General features: G+C 36.9%; 3 protein-coding genes. All 3 read right to left on the reverse strand.

Annotation, left to right across the window (positions count from 1 at the left end; genetic code table 11):
- Entirely contained in the window at positions 1-6,252 is a 6,252-nt protein-coding gene (locus QOL71_RS13010) for a T9SS type A sorting domain-containing protein (RefSeq protein WP_283417338.1), read from the reverse strand.
- 269 nt (positions 6,253-6,521) lie between these two features.
- Positions 6,522-12,032, reverse strand: a complete 5,511-nt coding sequence (locus QOL71_RS13015; protein WP_283417339.1) for a T9SS type A sorting domain-containing protein — start codon at positions 12,030-12,032, stop codon at positions 6,522-6,524.
- Between the two features lie 199 nt (positions 12,033-12,231).
- Complete coding sequence (locus tag QOL71_RS13020) at positions 12,232-19,122, reverse strand: Ig-like domain-containing protein (protein ID WP_283417340.1); 6,891 nt, start codon at positions 19,120-19,122, stop codon at positions 12,232-12,234.
- Positions 19,123-19,396: the final 274 nt, after the last annotated feature.

Consider the following 19,396-nt stretch of genomic DNA (forward strand, 5'->3'; position numbering starts at 1 on the left):
TTATTTAATTATTTTTTTTGTTCTGACATTTCCAGAATTTTCAGCTTTTATAATATAAACGCCTGACGAAAGTGTGCTAACATCCATTCTAATAGATTTTTCCGAAGAATATTTAGACTGGATCAATTTCCCACTTACATCATAAAGTTCTATTTTACCCAAATTTGCAGAAGATTTTATTACAAAATAATTTCCATCTCTATATACGATAAAATCTGATTTGCTAAGATTGTTTGTTCCTAAAACTTCTTTGTTCTTATATACGATCTCAAATCTGTTTTCATCCGTACCTTTGCTAGTACTGAAAGTATAATCCTGAGAAGTAAGATCTGTATAAGTAACGGTCAGTTTATCTCTCAAATATATTTTCTGATCGGAAACAAATATTCCTTCTCTATTGCCCAAGCTTATTTTATAAGTACCATTCATAGAATACTTTGCACCTAGAGCCACAAAATCTTCATCGCTAATAGGATTACTTCTAGCCTGGATATGTAGCTTTTGTGTATTAATCTTCGAGTAGAAAGAATCATCCCCAACAGATAAAAGTTCCGCATCGTAATCCGCATCATATTGATTAGTCGCTCCATCCATGTGTGCTATTAGAATCGTATTGGAAATATTATATGGCGATACCATTTTTAGCCAATAACGATTAATCTCATCACTCGCAGAGTTCTTATTATCATTATAAAAGTGTCCTGTATTATCATTAGTTCTTATGGAATTATCAAACTTAACAGTTCCTGTAACTGGCGTACTTCCGGTTGGAGGTGTTGCTCTCATCTGAACAATAAATCCTTGTGCTACTTTTATAAATTCGTTTGGAGTCGGAGTTCCTGTTGCAGAGTCTACACTTGTCGGCGAAGCTCCTCCAGCAAGAGTAATTGTAGCATAATTATTACCGGAATAAGAAGATCCTGCTTGTGTAGCACTTGCAGAGAAATTGGTCCAAAACCAAGCCTTTCCAAAAATAACATCACTGTTTTTAACACCATTACCCTGATCCAAATTATAAAACTTAATAAAGTTTATGTTTGAAGGATATGGATTTCCTATCAAATTATAACCATGCTCATAAGTAACTCCATTGATTATAGTATTTTTAGATTTCTGAATCTGGATTGAATAATCTCCATTATTAAGATTTCCATTAAACGATAAAGAATCGACCGCAAAGCTTGTTCCGTACGTAGACTTACCCCTTATAGCATAACCTTTTGCAGGGATAAATGTTGCATTTGTGGTAGCTTTGAAACTGTCATTTACCTCATTATACTCATAAGTCCTGTTATTAGGAGTTCCGGGAGAAAAACCACCACTACTGTTATTAGCATTGACATTAGTTGTATTAAGCAACACTTGATCTTTTACAGGAGAACTCCAGTAAGTATAATCAAGGGTTTTCATTTTTACATTTCTCTTCGCAATAGCTTTGTTGCTACTATTTCCATCTGTAAGTTTTGTCTGTGTAAGACTGGCATCACTTTCAATAATAATTTTGTTATCCGGCGTTGTTATGTCACCGCTAATTGTAATACTATGACCAGATTTGATTTTTAATAATCCTGTACTACTTTCTATGGTCAAATTTTTAACTGTAAAATCAGGCTGACCAGAGTTTCCTACATAGTAAGGAGTTCTAATAACGGCATCTAAAGTTGTGTCCGGTCCCGTTGTATTGGTCCATGCATTATTATTCCAAACAACGGTATTATTTGTTAAAACTGTTTGAGCATCAGAATTCACCGATTGGCAAGATCCGCTTTTTGCCCTGACCCTGTAATAATATGTCGTATTAGGAGTTAGGCCTGTAACAAGTTGAGATGTAACAGATCCTCCGGTAATAACTTTCGGATTGTATCCGCTGATTAATGATTCTACAACAGAATTATATTTAATACTAATATCATCTAAGGCAACATTACCAGAAGTTTTTAGATTATAATAAAACTCGAACTGAGTAATATTTGCTGGTAATGCGGGAGTAGTAGATGCATTATAAGTAATAGTTGTTCCCGTTGTTGGGATAGAGTTAGTTATGTTTTGGATTACTACCCATTGAGAGTTTACAGAATCCCAGCCTCTAACCCTGAACTCACTTGATGCAGCTGTACCTTGACCTTTGATCCAGAATTTCAATTCTGTAGCACTTCCTGAAAGAACCGGAGTCAAAATCTTATCTGCTGTGGTATCAAAACTTACAGAAGGTGAAGATTGTCCATAATTTCCGGAAGTAGTATAAGTGCTGCTGATCCCTGTATATATCCAGTCTGTAGGTGCAGTAGTTCCATTATCAAAACCATTTGTAAGTGTTGCCGTCCCTGTAGACATTGTATAAACATCCAGTTCATAACCGCTTGCGCCACTTACTGCTCCCCAATTTGCGGTGAAAGTAGTAGCTGTAATATCTGTTGTATTTGTAACCGGTTTAGCCAGCGTTGCTGTTCCGGAAACAGAAAGCGTAGGATATGTAGAAACTCCTCCTCCACTGAATGTTACCGTTCCGGATGAAATACTTCCGCAAGTGGAAGGAACATATTTTACTGAAATATTAAGAGCTGATAATGTTGATGTTGTATAAGCAACTGATGTTGAGCTACCCCAAGTTGTTCCTCCATCAGAAGAAATTTGAAAATCAGTCGGAGCTGTCAAAGTAATATTTGATGGAGCACCAGTCAGGTTAGTTCCGGACAAACTGAATGTTTGAGGAGTAACTGTTGAACCTATATCATTGCTTCCAAAACTTAATGAGGCTGAAGAGGTTCCATTTACCAATAATGTTGGAGGACTTTGTTTTACCACAACATTATCCAAATACATATTATCTCCGTATTCTGAATGGAATTTGAAAGCGACATAAAATGTAGAAGCGTTCGCACAAGCTGTTGGCAAAGTTAATTTTTTAAGATTCCAAGCAGCAGAACCTGACGCTAAACCAGAATCAGTTCTTGCGAAAAAACCTCCGGAAACATCAGTCCAGTTAGCACCATCCAAGGAATACTGTATTTGAACCCCTTCATTAAGATAGCTACCGGAATTATATGATGTATTATTTTCGTTTCTCCAATAAAACTCTAAGTCCACACTTTGTATGCCAACAGATGATAATGGAGCTGTAATTAATCTCTCTTCAGAACCGATTCCCCCGCCTGAATTAGAATATGAATTATATCGTACAAAATAGCTTCCTTCTTGTGGACTGGTTGTGGGATTAGTTCCTGATGTTACATAAGAAATTTTGGTTGCGGTTTGCGTAGATGTTGACACCAATGAAGTAGCCCAACAAGCTGGTGTTGTTGAAGCATTAAATCCTTGTGAGTAAGTAATAGGTGTAGCTGCACATTTGAACCCATTATCTTTCCCTACAGCAAAATATTGAGTTCCCGACAAAGTTGATGGTGTAAAAGCAGAAGCAGCATTTGCTGTGTAAGGATTGCTACCTGAAACAGTCGCTGTATTCTGTGTCCATGATGTTCCATCATAAAATCCTATGTAAGCCTGAGTTCCCGAGGCAAAATTAGTTCCCTGATCAGTTGTATTCCACTGAGGAACAACAGTAAGATTACTTCCACCAGATGTAGCTTCAGAAACAAGCCATCTGTCATTAACCGTATATGTTGCATCCTGAACATTTGGAACAGTTCCGGAAGTCAAAATTACACCATAAACATCAGACGTTCCCGCATTGGTAAATGTTATTGGATTGTAAGCACTTGCCGATCCGACAGGGAAAACCACTGCACCAGATCCCACTGTTCTTTTCAATTGGCCTGTACCAGCTGTAACAATGTAATTAGACGAACTATTGCCAGTAATACTGCCAGACGCTCCTATTGTTAAATTGTTGGCCCCTAAAGTTATTTTTCCTGACGTTAAAGCTAATGTCTGATTTACTGTAACTGAACTTGATGTTCCACTCAGAGTAAGTCCTGTAGAGTTATTGATAGTAAGATAATCGAATGTAGTCGCTCCTGTTATTGTTTGTGCCGAAGTACCATTAAAAATTATAGTTCTATTGTTAGTATTAAACGTTCCATTATTAACCAAATTACCACCAATACTAAGATCAGAACCAATACTTCCCTCTAAGTTAATGGTACTGCCTGAATTGATTGTTAATGTCCCCGCCAAACCTCTTGCTCCGGTTGGCATAGTAATATTAGAACTGTTCAAAGTAACATTTTGAGGAATACCGATTCCTGCCGTATTGGAATTACCAATCCATTCTATATTGACTGTATAAGGATTAACAGCATTATAAATCAATGTTGAAGTATTGGCATATTTTGGCGCATTGACGTTTGCATATCCATTAGTATTGATTTGTAAAACACTGTTTACTGTTGTCAAATTACCTGTACCGAAATTTAATCCTTTATTCAAAGCTGTTGTTAAATAACTAGGATTAGCTGTAGTTCCTAATACTAATGATCCGCTACTGGCTGATGTTACAACTTTGTTACCTGATATTGCCAATACACCACCAGCAACACCAGAAATAATATTTCTAACTCCACCTGAAGCCAATATATTTCCATTATCCCCGGATAGTGTCAAAGTTTTTGCATTCAGATCGAGATTAGCTGCACCTAGTAATTGTAATACATCACCTGATGTACCATTAACAATAACATTACTGCTTAATTGCAGTGTTCCCGCAGCCTTGTTATTAATCAGATAAGCAAATGTTTCCGTATTGCTATTGGTCGCATTTGTATTTGTAATAGTTTGCGTTCCTGTAGCCGCATTAAAAAATACTGCTTTATTATTCGGGGTGAAAGTCCCTGCGTTTGCCCAGTTACCAGCCAAATAAAAATCACCATTTAAATTAAGTGCCGAAGTAGCACCTGAGTTACTAAAGTTACCTGTCAGATTAGATATTCCGTTAGAATTGAAAGTACCTGAATTAGTAACCGTTCCTGTAAAATTAGCCGTTGAATTGGTTGCCAATGTTCCGGAGTTGGTAGTAGTTCCAGTAACATTGAGTGTCGAATTGGCTGTTAAAGTCCCTGAATTGGCAATATTCCCTTTAACATTCAATACATCTCCGGAAGTTAAAGATCCGGAAGTAATACTGAGATTACCAGCCATTCCTCTTGCTGCACCGGAAGAATAACTAACGGCAGCATTGTTCTGAATCGTTACGTTATTAGGAACTCCACTACCTGCGGTTGTTCCTGTAGTTGTCCATTCCGTACCTACTCCATAAGTCGTGTTATATAATAATGTAGATGCAGATCCATACACCGGTGCATTAGAAGAAATATAACCTCCAGAGTTTAACTGCAAGGTACCATTAACTGTAATTGCATTAACTGCATCAAGCTGTCCATTTAAGGTTAGTATTCCGGCAACAGCTCCAACAGTAGTATTAAGCTGTGTACTTGATCCGGAATTAATTGTCACATTATAAGGAGGATTGCTTGTTGGCCAAAAACCGTTGCCAGACCCAACACCATACAAACTTCCATTATTAAAAACTAATGAGCTTCCCGTTGCTGCATAAGATAATGCTGTTCCGCTAGCATAGCCTCCGTTATTAAGCTGGAAAGTCCCGTTGATAGTCGTTGTTCCATTGTTGGTATATGTTACATTGGTTGCTAATGTTCCATTAACTGTAGTACTTGTACCGCTGTTACGAGTAGAATATGTAGCATTATCCATTGTAACAGTATGCCCAGAAGCAATTATTGCATTAGTAGAAGATGTTGGTACAACTCCGCCTACCCATGTGCTTGTACTGGACCAATTCCCTGATTGTGCAGAAGTAATAGCTGTAGAACCCGATGCATCAAGCTTTAATGACTGAATTCTAACGCCTCTCCCGCTAGTTGCCGAATTAGAAAATCGAAATTTTGTTGTAGATGTAAAAGTTTGTGTAATAACAATAGGCCCCCCCGTTACATAAGTTGTAGATGTCGGTGTAGCTGTAGTATAAGTTGTAGTATTCCAAGAAGTTCCTCCATTAGTAGAAAACTCAATTTTTAAAGAATTATTTGCTCCCGAACCATATGTTGCAACATTTACATTAATTGTAGCTGTTGTATATGCCGAAAGATCATAGCTGGGAGTAACAATATAATCACTTGTTGTTCCTGCTTCAACAAGAAGATATGTGCTTTGGTCAACAGCATTTGCAGTAACATTGTTTGTTAAAACAAATCCAGTTGGAATAGTTGCAGTAGTATTACTATAGGTAAAAATGTTTTGCCCCGAAACACTACCAGAAAAAAATAGAATTAAAAGCAATACAACTTGCTTATAAATTTTTTTTGTGTTTTGTTGATTAAATAAATTTTTCTTCATCGGTATATAAAGTCTATTTTTAAAAAACTAGAAATAAGGGCGCTAAATTAATTAATTTTTACATACTCGCATAAAAAAAGTTAAATTATTTTTGATTACTTATTATTTAAAGGATTTTCATAATGATAATCAAATAAGCGTTTGAATTTTTTGACATATACAAAATAAAAAAAGACACTTAAAAGTGCCTCTAATATTAGATATTTTAAAGTTTATTTAATTATTTTTTTAGTTTTTATATCTCCGGAATTCTCAACTTTTAATATATAAACACCATTTAAAAATGTAGACATATCAATTCTTACTTCTAGGTCGTTGGTGTTTAAGGATTTAATCAATTTTCCGGAAACATCAAATACTTTAATTTCTCCCAGTTTTTTAGATGATTTGATGACCTGGTTATTACCATCTTTATAAACTATAAAATCAGATTTGGAATTAGATCCTGTGTTTAGAACCGCTTCATCCTTATAAACAATTTCGAAACGTGTAATATCGGTCCCTTTTGTAGCCTGGAAAATATAATCCTCATTACTTAGATTAATAATTTTATTCAACAGTTTATCTTTTAAATAAATGTTCTGCGAACTTCCAAATATCCCCTCTTTATTGGCAATGGAGATTTTGTAATTTCCATTCTGAGAATAAACATTTCCCAAACCGACTTTATCATCAATATCAAAACTAGCTTTACCTTGTATTGCCAACTTTTTACTGTCTAATAATGAATAGAAAGAATCTGATCCGATAATGAATAATTCTCCGTCAAAATCAATCTCATAACCGTTTGTTGCGCCTGGAATATAACCTATCAAAATTACATTGGAAATATTAGAAGGAGAAACCAGCCTTAGCCAAAATCTGTCCTTCTCAGTATTATTTTTATTATTAAAAAAAGTTCCGTTATCCGTTAATCTTACAGAATTGGAAAAACCGAGAGATTGTCCACCTCCTGCTTGCTTGGTTTTGATAATGAATCCCTGGCCAACTTTGATAATGTTATTTGGAGTTATGCTTGCTAGAGAAGGCTGATCCGGAGCACCGTCTATATGTACTGCAGGCGTTCCACCGGTAAGATTATATATCGCATAATTGTTCCCTGAATAACCGGAACCTTGCTGTTGTGTCACTGTCATATCATTATTGGTCCAAAAGTAGGCTGTCGCATACATCTTTGTGGAATTGGATGCATACAAATCATCAAAATTTATATTAGAAGGATATGGATTACCTATCAGATTATAACCTTTGGATACACTGGTCCACTTCAAAGGAGAAAAAGATAAACCTGCATTATGAGGAACGCCTGCAAAAGTAAACTCATAAGAAGTTGTTGGCATTGTCGTAGTAAAGTTATCCATACCTCTTATTGCATAACCCTTTCCTGTTTCAAATACTGATGAATCATTTAACAAGAAAGCTCCTGTGTTTTTAAAAGTATCAGTCGCTTCATCATAGACAAAAAATCTGCTTTTTGGTGTACCTCCGGTTTGACCTCCATTCGAGAAAGCATATAGATTCTGCGAAGTTACAGGTGAGCTCCAATACGTGTAGCCCATTTTCGGCAGTTTAGCCTTTCGCGAAGATTTGATATTTCCTGTGTTAACAGCATCATCATCCTGCATCAATTGTGCATTAGATCCAAAGCTAACGGTTCCGCCAGTATTAGCAATACCCTTATGAGCATATAGAACATTCGAAGTTGTGTTATCAGCTGTTTCAGAAATTTTTAATGTCCCTGCACTAACTGTCGTCAGATTATTAACTGTCAAATTACCTGTAGCCGCCGTTTTAGTTCCTGCTGTTGAGACCGCCAGGTTTTCATATGATAAGTTATTGGTAACTATTTGGTCGGCTCCTGTATAATCTATTGTAGATCCTGTATCTAAAGTTATAGTTGGATTGTTGGTATTTTTTATAGCTGTTGTAGCTGCTCCACTGAAGCCATTATCATTATTAACTTTAAATCTCGCTCCGTTTCTTACTGTAAAATGACCTCCGTTTTGAAATGTCAATCCACCATTTGTTGTTGTTCCTGCCACCACATTTGTACCCGAAACAATAATATTTGCATATTGTGGTGATAATCTGATCTGTGTTGCTGAAGCTCCCGTGAATTCTATTGTAGAAGCACCCGCTAAAGAATAAGTTCCTTGTGCATCTGGTTTTGTTCCGCTTCCACCTGTAATAAATTTGCTGGTGCCGAGCATTGTCAGATTGGTACCACTTCCACCAAATGTTTTTGTATCAGCATCCACAACTACTCCCGAATTTATGGTGACAGTTCCCGTAATAGAACTTATCGTTGTTGTTGTTTTTGTTCCACCGCCGCTAAATGTTAGATTCTTATAAGCAAAATCCGTTACAGCCTGATTTCCATTCAACCCATATTCTATAATAGAATTATTTCCAAGTGTTGGAATTATACTTGGTATACTTGTGTTAATTCCTGTAAAACCCTGCGCATCTCTTGTAATAAATGTTCCATCAATATTAATTGCAGGAGCGCCACCAGTTGAAGTGATGTAATTCTCGCCGTTATTGTCAAATGTACCACCACTGGCAATGTTTAATACAGCACTTGTATTGCTTAGACTCAGATTACTATTTGCAGCACTGTTTAATGTAAATGTAGTCCCTCCGGCAATATTTAATGCATTGGTAATAGTAGTTGTGATACCGCTCATATTATTAGTAACGTTAGCATTAATGTTAACTATAGCCGGGTTTCCCATATTAACATTGAATGGTGTTGTTGTTGCACCGTTAAAAGTATAATTCAAGCCTGCTATCAACTGTACCCTTCCTGCTGCTGATGTTGGAGATACGCTATTAAAATTTTGTAAGCTTCCTGTTGTACCTGTTCCACCAATTCCTCCAGAATTAGAAGTGATTAACGTAGCTCCTGCATTAGTATTAATTCTCGGGACAGTAGATGTTCCTGCAGATATTGTGTAGTTTTGAAAATCAAGAATACCATTTACATTAACAACAACAGCGGGATTAGTTGCTGAAGACCCTATTGTAATATTGTTTAGTAATTGTAACTCGCTGCCGTTATTGATTGTTATCGGAGCCCAGTTAAGCAATCCCGAATTGGTGGTATAGGTCAATGTTTGTATTCCCGAACCATTAAATACAAATCCTGTAGGAGAATTTTCTGAAAATGTCTGAATCAGCCCCGTTCCTGTAAAACTAAAGTTACCCGCAATATTGATAGCGTTACCCGAAACAGCTCCGGTGATAGTTGATCCGCCAAAATCCAAAACTACACCATTGGCAGAATCACCAGAACTTGTAGAAGTAAGATTTCTACCGACACTTATTATTCCGGATCCGGAAGAGGAGTTTGTATATTCCAGATCAACAATAGAATTTCCTGATAAAATAAAATCACGAGCTACCGTTACTGTCGTGGTTGGACTTGTTGATGCATATAATAAAATTAAATATCCTGACCCGCTCATTAGCAAATCTCTTCCGATATTCAATGTACCAATACCTGCGCTTCCATTGATTCTCACTTCACCGGTGCCGGATATAGACATATCATTGGTAACAGTTGTTGTAGAAGTCACACCACTTGTATAAGCAATTGCAAATACACCTCCTTCTATTGAAACGGAGTTTAATGTATTAGCATAAGTTCCTGGTGTAGTCCCTCCCATTGTAAACGTATTACCTCCATTAGTCGATAATAATCTGAATAATCCATTGACTCGAAATGCATTATTATTTATGGTAAGGTTCCCTGATTGTGATGTTCCATTCCAGGTAAAATTACCATAGGTTTGTGCATAATTAGCAGGAAACGCACTAGTTGCTCCTGAAACATTACACAAACTGGCCATATCCCAGGTTGCAATAGGTATAGCTCCACCGCTTCGGGAATGATTATATACTCCTGTTGAACTAAATGCTGCTGTACCATTATTAGTTAAAGTTCCTCCTGAACTCATATTCAATGTCCCATTGATCTGCAGATCAGTTCCTGTTCCATCAGATACGGTAAGAGTAGAAGTCAATGTTAAAAAACCTCCGGATTCTACAGTAATAGCTTTTCCGGTGGCAGCGGCTGCAACAGTAATAGTATGCCCACTTCTTACAGTAATTGCCGTTGCAGAGGATGTAGGCACCAAAGTTGCGTCTATCCAGTTTATATTATCTGATGAAGATTCCCAGCTTGCAGCAGTTCCCCAGTTACCGGGTGATCCTGTTTGCTTGGAACGGAAATAATCCGTAGCAGAACTTACTAAATTAATATTAAATGTATTAGAGTCGACACTTGTAAAAGAAGATGAACCGGCAGTTAATTTAAGCCCTGTACCAGTTGCCGTATGCTGTAAGGCAGAATAGGTCGCCAATCCCGAGACAGGAGTTACATTGACCGGGCTTCCTGACAAAGACCCTGTAGATGTTACAGCTACAGATGTTACATAATCCAAATCTCTGTTCCCGTTAGCATCATTTGCTGAAACTGTTACGGAAGGAGACATATTAACATTTATTGCAGTATTGGAAGGTTGCTGAACAAATGCCAGTTTTGTAGCAACTACAGTGACAGCATTATTATTCGACCCCGACTCCACTGCAGTTCCAGCGCCTGACTCAAATTGAGTCGATGTTGCAGAACTTGCAGTTGTAAAATTAGTTCTGTCAACTTTGAATGCCAGATTCAATCCATCAATTGTTGTTGGCAATGTCCCTCCCAATGTTGTATTAAGCCAAATTTTCAAAGTATAGGTTTTACTGGCTCCATCCCCAACATAACCTAATGCTGAGGTTGTTGTCGGAATACCGGAAAAAGTAATATTAGCAGCATTAACTGTTCCGGTAATGGTATTGGTGCCGTCAGTCAGAACAGCCCCTGCAATGGCCTGAGTCCAATCGGAAACATCATTTCCTGTTCCTTGCGGAACGATAATCTGGTTAATCAATGTTGGCAAAGCATCATTGCCTGATGTAGTATTGTTATCATCCGTGACAGTAAAATCAAAATTAAGAACTGATGATGCCTGTGTGTTAATTAAAGACGATAAAGTTGACGGTTCTGCTCCTGCTCCTGGAGACACACCGGAGTAAGAAGAAGCTACACCTGATGCTGTCACAGAAACATCATCCCAGCCTAAATTATCCGAACTGCTCCCTCCGGCATGAATAAATCTTATATAAATATAATCACCATTAGGTATAGAAAGAGAACCTACTGTCTGTGAAAGTGTCGTTCCTGTAGAAATATTTGCGGTAGCATCATTAAATGTTAAAACAGAAGTTAGTGCACCTGCTGCGGGAATAATACCTGTTGAGTTAGTTGAATAAGTTAATGAAACTGTTGGGGAATTAGAACCAGATTTCCACATCCTGGCAACTAATGAAAAATTAAGACTGGTAATTGTAGATCCTGTATTATTCTGTAATCTCCAGGTTGCATTACCATTGCTTGCTGTTCCGGAACCAAGATAAGACATGTTGGTATTCCCATACCAGCCTCCGGCAGTACCTGTGGTCTGTGTAGTGCCCTGAAAAGCATTACCATTAGTACCTGTTCCGCTCGTCGTCCAGTTTGCCGGTAATGTTGATGTTCCTGAATATGAATTAAAATTTTCAACAACTGCAACACCTAAAGTTGTGATTGAAGCCTGTCCCCATCCTAAAATAGAAAGCAATGAAAATAGAAATACCAAATGTATTCTATTAATAACAGAGAATAAATTTGTTTTCATTATAATTTGTGTATGTGTTAATTAGAAATAGCTTACTAAATTAATTATTTTTTATTTACCATATAAAAAAACTTAAAACATTTTCAATTAACCATTTACCAATAGATTTTTTACAATTACATTCAAATAAGTGTTTAATATTTTAAACAAAAAAAAGAGAGGCACTTAAAGCATCTCTCTTTATTAGATTTTTTGAAACTTACTTAATAATTTTCTTAGTTCTAATATCTCCGGAATTCTCAGCTTTTATTATATAAACTCCATTGACAAGTACAGAAGTATCGAGTTTTAAAATTTTCTCTTTTGTATTTGCAGTCATCATCAGTCTGCCGGAAGAATCATAAACCTCGATCTTACCTAATTGTTTAGATGATTTTATAATATAATCACCATTGGTTCTGTAAACCTCAAATTCTGACTTTGTTGCGTCATCAGATGCTAAAACAGCATCCTCTTTATACACAATTTCAAAGCGGGTTTCATCTGTCCCTTTGATTGCTGAAAAGCTGTAGTCTTTTTCTCTCAGATTTGTTAGACTATTTAGCAATTTATCCTTTAGGTAAACATTCTGATTTTCACCAAATACCCCTTGATTATTTTCCAAACTGATTTTATAAGTTCCATTTGCAGAATATTTGGTTCCCAAAGATACAACATCATTGTCGGCGAAACTTGCTCTAGCCTGAATTTGGAATTTATGAGTAGACAATTTTGAATAAAAAGAATCATCTCCTACAGCTATAAGATCAGCATCGTAATCTCCGTCATAAGCATTCGTTGCACCATCCATGTACGCAACCAATATCGTATTAATAATATTCTGTGGCGTTATTAATTTTAACCAATATCGATTGACATCTTCGGAAGATTTGTTATTATAGAAAACTCCTGCTTCATTATTTCTGATTGTATTATCAAAACTAAGAGCTTGTCCGGTTCCTATGTTTTTAGCTTGCACAATAAAGCCTTGTCCAACCTTTATATTTTTGGTTGGCGTATAAGCTCCCGATGAAGGAGACGGCGTTACCGTTGTATCACTATAGGTTGGCGGTGTTCCTCCTGCTAAAGTGATTGTAGCATAATTATTACCCGAATAACTAGAACCTTGTTGGGTTGTTGTAGGTGTAATATTACTCCAGAACCAGGCCTTTCCGTAAATAATATTTTTGTTATTACTTAAATTAAAAAACTTAACAAAATCAATATTAGAAGGATATGGATTACCTATGAGATTATAACCATGCTCAACCGTGCCTCCTGTTCCTGTATTGGCGGATTTCTGAATATTGACAGTATAAGATCCGTTATTTGGCGTACCAACAAACTTTAAGGTATTATCAGAAGTTAAAACCGATGCATCATAACTATCTTTACCTCTTATTGCATAGCCTTTTGCAGTCACAAATGTAGTTTCTGTAGAAGGAACTGCTTTGAATGTATCATTGGGCTCATAATAATATAAAATCCTGTTATTTGGTGTACCGACTGAGAAACCATCATTGAGTGTTGTATCATTCAAAAGCTTTTGTCCAGACACTGGTGTGCTCCAGTAGATGTAATCCATTTTGCGCATTTTAACATCACGATGTGCTAATATTTTTCCAGTATTTACCGCACTACCATTTTCTTGTAATAACACAGCGTCACTTTCCAGCGTCAGGTTATCATTATTAGAATTATTGGCAATTGTAATACCATCAACAACTTTAAGCGAGTTACTAGCAGTAATAGTTGTTTTACCTGTGCTTGCAATAGTCAGTGATTTGACTTCAGCATTATTAATATTAATGACAACTGTTTTGTCAGCCGGTATTATAACACACTTGGTATTGTTAGGCACCTGGTTTATGCTCCAATTTCCTGCTGTATTCCAGTTAGTGTCAACCGCTCCAGTGAATTCATTTTTATTTTTTGTCACACTGACAACAGATGTTTTATCACAAGTTCCCTGAGTCGATTTTGCAGTATAAGATTGTGTTCCATCCGGAGCTGCATATAGTGTTGCAGCATAAGATCCCGCAGTATACGCTGTTGTTAATGTAGAGTTCGTGTACAATCCAGTTACAGGAGTCCACACTATCTGTTGTTCAGATTTACTTCCTGACACTTTAATATTATCAAGTGCCCAATACCAATCATAAGAAGCGGAATATAAGAATCTAATCATCAGATTTTCCTGTCCGACATAACTTGCCAAATCAATTGTAACAAGAGAAAAGGCGTTAGAACTTCCTTGATTAGCATTATAACTTGCTAAATTAGTAGATACCCAATTGGAACCTCCATCTGTAGAAATCTGAACTGTTCCAGAATCTCCGGAATTATATCTGTAATAATGATAAAATGTCAAGGATGCTGAAGTATAATTTTTCAACGAGAATACAGGCGAACGCAATTCTGTGTTAGTTGTAGAACCCGATCCCTGAGCATCACTATTTGATATAATGAATTTACTCGCATCATTGGAATTAAATGTTGTTGATGAATAAACGTATCCATTATTCTGTACTGTCCAGGCTGCATTTGCAGGTGTTCCTGCTGTAGAAGTGTTTGAAGTAGTCCACGAACCGGATACCGAATCTGTAAGTCCATTTTCAAAGGTTAAATTAACAGCATTTGAATTAGGCGTAGATACAACTCCACCTGTAGCTTCCAATTTTACATAATCTGTTGTACAAGCATCAGCACCACCAGGAGATACAGTAGATGCAATATTTATATCTGTAGGTACAGGATTGATGGTAGCAGTAACTAAAGTCCTGACATTTGATTCACAACCATTATATGCTGCAACATAGTAATTTGTTGTAGTACTAATGGAAGGCGTAGTCCAGTTATTAGTGGACGACGTGCCAACCAGAGTTCCCCCTGTAACTGCTGAATACCATCTGTATTCTGTGATTGCGGAGCCCAGAGTACTGCCGTTAGCCGTTAATTGTACTGTTCCTGTACCGCAATTACTACCTCCTGTTACAGAAGTAATTTTCGGAAGCGCATTTCCATTAAATTCATCGGCTCCTAAATCCGGATTAGATGACGATCTTGAATCATTATCAATATCAGTACTGATTCCGGATATCGGTGTTCCAGCACTTTCTATAGGCGTACAAGAGCTGCCTGACAAATGCAAGTCCGTAGCTGATACAAACGGCGGCAATACATTCAGTGAATTAACATCCGAACCAGTTGCCGTCTGCCATGCTGCTAAAGTTGACTGAGCAGATACTAAATACCCTAATGTACCTGCAGAATAATAATCATTATAATCTATATTACTGAATATTGTTTTGGCAGACGTAGAATATATAGCATAACGCGTATTAGATGTTTGACTGTTGGCAAAAATATTATTTCTCATATCCACAGAACTCGCAGTAGAAACACTGCTATAGATATATAACGCTGCACTAATACCTGTAGTTTGATTTGTCGTTAAATTAACTGAATTGTAATAAAGTTTATAGCCACCACCAGAATACAGATATATTCCGTGTCCATTTCTGGTAAGAGTCGCTGAACCATAGCCTGCAACATCCCATATCATATTATTATACGAAGCAGTATTGGCAACTGTTGCAGAAGAACCTAGAAATATTCCAGCTGCACCGTAGCCACTTGTGTTGGTATTTTTAATATTAGAAATTTTATTGGAATAAATGTTGACATTTGCAGTTGCACCGCCAATTTCAATACCTGTACTACCATCTACATAACTTCCCAATGAGGAAATATTAGAGATATTATTATTGTAGATATTAATAGCTGAAACCGTACTTCCGGAACTTACATATATACCTCCCGCTGTATAACTTCCACTAACAGTGGATGCTACACCGGATATATTATTTCCATAAACGGCAGCCTTATTAGCTGCTGTTGCTAACCAAATACCCGTCACACTCTCACTATTTGAGTTTGAAATGTTGCCAACAGTATTATTAGAAATGACTGAATTCCCATCTACTCCTTGTACATAAATACCTATCAATCGTATAGAATTTGCACCAGAAGAATTTAAAGTATTACCATCAATCAATAATCCATTGCCATTATTAGTAGCAGTATTCCCAATTACATATATACCTACATAAGCCTTATTGACAGAATTGTTCTGAATAGTAATATTATTAAAATAGCCTGCATTTCCTATAGTTGCAGAAGAAGACACCACCACAGCAGAAGAGGTATTTGCCCCATTTGTCAAAACTGTATTTTTTAGGATAACATTCGTTACGGGAGTACTATCCGGAGAGCCAATTACAACAACATTTGGACTCGTAGCAGAAGTGTTTGTCAATATCAAATCTCTAGTTGTTCCCCCGACCGAATTACTTCCATCGATGACAACATTACTGCCACCATTGATTTTAATTAATGGATTAGATGCTGCCGCACCACTTATAACAGGCGATGTTCCGGCTGCAGGTTTTATAGTAACTGTATTAGTCGAGCTTGAACCAGAAATACTTGGTATTACTATAGGGAATGTTTCCGACGACGAATTGTAACTACTATTTATAGAAAGTGTTGTTGGCTGACTAATACTACAAACAGATAAATCCGCAATTGCTGCCGTTAATGTAGGATAAACACTTCCAGAAGTCGTAACGCTTCCACCTACAGAAATGACGGAGCTAAAAGCCGGACAACCAGTTGTAGTCGCATTGGCCTGTGTTGCCGAAGCAGAATATATCGGTCCTCCTGAACAACCTGTATTATTATAAGAAAAGACAAAATAATAATATGTTGTTCCTCCCATTAATGAAGATGATGTCCAACTACCTGCAGTTGTTCCAACGTATTCTATATATCCATTAGTCGCAACAGAAGTATTAGCGCCTACTGTATATGTAACTCCTGAAGACAAAACAGGAAGTGAGGATGATGTAGATCTTACAACTACATAACCGGTCGGTACGGATGAACTGCCAGTAGCTGTGAAGTTTCCTGATATTGAGCTAATTCCTGTAGTCGTAGCACTTGCTGTTGCTGCCAAACCTGTTGGAACAGCACATGAAGGAACAAAGCTTCCTGTAAGATAAGCACTATCACAGCTACCATTATTTGCTTTTATTCTGTAATAATATGTGGTTGCCGCATTGGTAAAGGTAATTGCTTGAGAAGTTGAAGTACCTGCATTATATGGAGATCCCGGAATTGGAGTTGTATAACCCGAATCTGTATAAACCTCAACGGTATAGTTTATTGTCCCTGCAGAACCACCAGCTACCGATGCAACCCAATTGATCGTTGCAGAACTGCTTGTAATACCTGTAACAGGAGTAGTGGCCGCTGTTGGTGCAGCCGCACAAGTTACTTTATTTCCGGATAAAGGCGAGGTTGCTAAATAATATGGTGCACCACTACAAGCATTATTATAGGAAAATACATAATAATAATATTTTGTATTACTTGTCAAACCCGAATCAGTAAATGTAGTCGCATTAGCCGTTGTTGCACTTCCCTGAATGACATAATAAGAAATACCTCCTAAAGTAACAGTGTTGGCCGTAGTATAAGTCGTTCCATTTACTGGTGTTGGAGCTGTGGAACTCGTACTTCTTAGGATAAGATATCCACTGGGAGCAGTTGCAGGAGCAGTAAATGAGCCTGCTATGGAAGTAGAAGATGTGGTTCCAAAAGATAAAGAAGATGGCTGAGCAGACGGCGTTGTACACGTACTAAGACTTGTAACCGAAACATTATCAACATATATATCATCATTACCATAGTCAGATGTGAATTCAAATCTAATAACACAGGTAGATGATGTAGAAGATGAAACTGAAGCAATTGATTTAGTTGACCACGCTGCTGACACCCCATAAGATCCTAATGAACTTCCAAATGTTTTACCACCATCCGTTGACAGATAGATATTTAATACATCTGTTCCTGTGGGATTAATGTAATCAAATGATAGCTGCTTTGTGCCAACAGTAGAAAAATTTAAATAAAAATCCAAATACCCTTTACCTGATAAACCGTTTGTAGTAACTGCATTATCATGATTAAACGTATGAAATCTTGCACTTCTACTACCTTGAGCTGCTCCCAACGTAGAGCTTCCTGATGTGCCAGACCAAACGGAGTTAGCAGTGGTCACATCACTAGCTCTAACAGAGCCATTACCAGTTCCCGGCATCGTAAGAACACCGTTAGCCGCCGGCACATCCCCAACTGAAGTCATATTTTGCCATGCATTTTCAAAATTTTGTGTGTAAGGCAATGATTGATAAAACGATGATGACACAGGTGTCCATGAGTAGGTTAATCCGGCAGTAGGAAAATAGGCGGTAGTAAAAATCATCACATTAGGCCCACCTACACCAGTTCCTGATGTAATTCTTGCTGTATTACCATTATCTCCTGCAGCACCTGAAGCTGACCAAGTGTTATACGGAGATGTAGCATAGACCATTCTGTTGGAAAAAGAAGTATTACTAGATCCCCTTAATCCTACTTGTCCAAAATTACTCGCCGTTGTAGAAGTTGCAGCAACAGTTGGCGTATTATATACAATATCTACTTTATTAGTTGTTTCACTTAATCTGATTTGAAAAGTCAATTTTTCAGAACTCGGGTTAGTCGATCGGGCAATATCAGTAAACTGAACTACAAATACCTGATTGGGTGTTGAGTTCAAAGTTTGGTATCTAATTTCTGAAGACGCACCACTTGCTGTAGATTGTCTCATATCATAACCATAACCGGCAATGGCTCCAACATAGCCTGTTGCAGCAGAGATCGGATTATACGTAGTTGCCGTAGGAGCTGTCGTTGTAGTAGAGTTAGCCAACGTAATAAAACCATTATTACTTATGTATACCCTGTCACAAGCGGTTCCATTAAAAGTAAAAGTAAAAGGTAACGTAATTGCACTTGAGACAGCATCAGTAGAAATAGTAGCTCCTGACTGAAAAACAGTACCTCCTGTTATCGCAGTGTATGTGCCGCTACTCTGTGAAAAAGTATAAGGCATTGTCTGCGCTTTTGTCATCCATACGGACAAAGAAAACAACAAAAATAAGGCTTGCCAGAAAGCCGGAAAACCGGAACCGGTCTTCAATAATGTAAATTTTTTCATCATATATATTTTAGATGTATAATTTTTTTAATACAAATTCCATTTGCGTTGATTATTATGATGAAGCGAATGTATAAATTATTTTGAATTTTTTACATAAAAAAAATATTTATTTTAAAAAAAATGTATTATAATAATAAATATTGTGATTTTTGTTGAAAAAACAAATATTACATAATTATACGACAATGACAGATAAAAAAATTTCATACTGATAATTTTAATTCATTTTTTTTCTAAAAAACAAATAAATAATAGATTATATAAGAATTTATAA

The sequence above is a fragment of the Epilithonimonas pallida genome, from assembly GCF_900182975.1.
Lineage (GTDB): Bacteria > Bacteroidota > Bacteroidia > Flavobacteriales > Weeksellaceae > Epilithonimonas > Epilithonimonas pallida.

What these genes read in the sequence shown, in the direction of transcription:
- QOL71_RS13020 (WP_283417340.1), bottom strand. Translation starts at nt 19,122, where the DNA reads ATGATGAAAAAATTTACATTATTGAAGACCGGTTCCGGTTTTCCGGCT.
- QOL71_RS13015 (WP_283417339.1), bottom strand. Translation starts at nt 12,032, where the DNA reads ATGAAAACAAATTTATTCTCTGTTATTAATAGAATACATTTGGTATTT.